Annotated in this window: 3 protein-coding genes; all 3 read right to left on the bottom strand. The window is 49.6% G+C overall.

The window, feature by feature from the left end; translation table 11 throughout:
- The coding region (locus D6694_09495) for a hypothetical protein (protein ID RMH40985.1) at positions 1-694 on the bottom strand (694 nt) is incomplete at its 3' end.
- Positions 691-1,797 (bottom strand): DegT/DnrJ/EryC1/StrS family aminotransferase, encoded by a 1,107-nt coding sequence (locus D6694_09490; GenBank protein RMH40984.1) that lies wholly within the window; start codon positions 1,795-1,797, stop codon positions 691-693. The genes D6694_09495 and D6694_09490, both read right to left, overlap by 4 nt.
- A partial coding sequence (locus D6694_09485) for a WxcM-like domain-containing protein (GenBank protein RMH40983.1) occupies positions 1,794-2,015 on the bottom strand: 222 nt, incomplete at its 5' end. The genes D6694_09485 and D6694_09490, both read right to left, overlap by 4 nt.

Below are 2,015 nucleotides of genomic sequence, written 5' to 3'. Positions count from 1 at the left end.
TGATAAACCGTCTCCGTTCGCAGTATGTAGCAAAGATCTCATATATTTCCGCATGATCAGGAAAAACCGAGACACTTTCCCGAAATAGGGAGCGCGGGGTATCCTGATCTATACTGTCAAACAACCTGCTCAAACCATCCTCAAAACCATCGATTTCATCCGGATTGAACCACTGATGTCTCTGATAATAGGGCTCAAGCTCCTGTTTCCATCCAGCAACAAGGCAGGCAATATCCATGCGATGCACATATAGAATCCTGCGCAACGGTTCCGAAAGCTTCGCTTCTTCAAATCCTTGGCAAACCTTCCATGCGAGATCGAGAAACCCGTAGCGGATTGAAAGCTCCACCCAGAAACAAAACAAACGCTCAGCAATCGAAAGCCCATTCTTGAGATTGCGTCGAGATTGCTGCCAGATTTCTGTCAATTTTGAGTCCCAGGTTGCCCCAGGCCAAACATAATAAAAGCTCGACACCGGCATGGACATGCGGCGGAAGGATGCGTGCCTCCCTCCAAGGCGCGCATTCAGCTTAGCCATCTCCCAACCTTGCCGTAACAGAGCCGATCGAGAAAACCCAAGCAAGTCCCGCAGTCCCGACTGCAGCAGACACACAGCGCTCAACATCAACCAGATGTTGATACGAATACGATCAATCACAGGAAGTAATCTTGAGAGTATTCGGCTAACAGTCATGTGGCGACCTGAACAAGACAATCAACCACATATTCCAGCTGTGCCTCATTCATGCCAGGGTGGAGCGGCAGGCTGAAACACCGCTTCGCATGACTCCTCGCAATGCGGTTTTCCCGAACTCCACCCGGTTTCCGATAACACTCCGAGTCCTCAGGAAGAACCGGATAATGGACCAGACATTCCACACCTTTTTTTGCCAATTCACTGATAACCCTGTCTCGCTTCGGGTGCATAACAGAAAAAATATGCCAAACATGACCAGCCCAAGGGGCACTAACGGGAAGGACCAAATCAGGCGGACAGGAATCGCGAAGCATTCCCAAATACATATTGGCCAGGTGCATTCTATGCTGATTCCAGCGCTCCAGGCATTTCAGCTTGACACGAAGGAAAGCGGCCTGCACCTCATCAAGACGTGAATTGAACCCCATTATCTTATGATAGTATTTGCGCTCGGAACCATAATTGCGCAATCTCTTGACCTCGCGAATAAACCCTTCGTCATTACTCACAATTGCACCACCATCTCCCAAAGCGCCCAGATTTTTTCCGGGATAGAAACTGAATGCAACCGCATCGCCCTGGCTGCCCACGCGTCTACCCTTGTAGGTGGCACCATGCGACTGTGCGGCATCCTCTATCACCTTCAGCCCATTTTTTGAGGCAATTTCATAAATAGCGTCAAGATCTGCAGGATGGCCAAAAAGATGCACTGGAACAATCGCCTTGGTCCTTTTCGTAATCGCCCTCTCAATACGTTCGGGGTCAATCGTATAGTGGCGTGGGTCAATATCGACAGCCACCGGTGTCGCGCCACTGTGAGAAACTGCAAACCAGGTCGCGATAAATGTTTGCGCAGGCACGATCACCTCATCCCCTTGCCCTATGCCGTATGCACGCAAAGAAAGAAACAATGCGTCCAAACCGCTGGCTACTCCCACGCAATACTTCGCCCCACAGAATTCTGCAAACTCCTGCTCGAAAGTTTCCAACTCGCGACCTAGGACATACCAGCCAGAACGCACAACGCGCAAACAAGCCGCTTCCAAATCCTCCGCCAATTCACGGTGCAGTTCGGTCAGATCCAGGAACGGAACTTTCATCTCCGATCTCTCACGCACGAAATAAATTCCTGATAATCACGAATATAATCATCTTCATCAAATCGCTCAGATGCCAGAACCATACACACCGCACCTGATGAAAAATTATCAAGCAAGCGCCACATCATCGGACAAACATAAAGTCCGTAATAGGAACGGTTGAGATGAAATCGCTTCTTTTTCTCACCATCATCCAGCACCACATCGAAGCTGCCAGA

It is taken from the genome of Gammaproteobacteria bacterium, from assembly GCA_003696665.1.
Taxonomy (GTDB): domain Bacteria; phylum Pseudomonadota; class Gammaproteobacteria; order Enterobacterales.
The sequence above is the reverse complement of the archived record's forward strand: the minus strand, read 5'-3'. Positions and strand labels throughout refer to the sequence as shown.

What these genes read in the sequence shown, in the direction of transcription:
- D6694_09490 (RMH40984.1), bottom strand. Translation starts at nt 1,797, where the DNA reads ATGAAAGTTCCGTTCCTGGATCTGACCGAACTGCACCGTGAATTGGCG.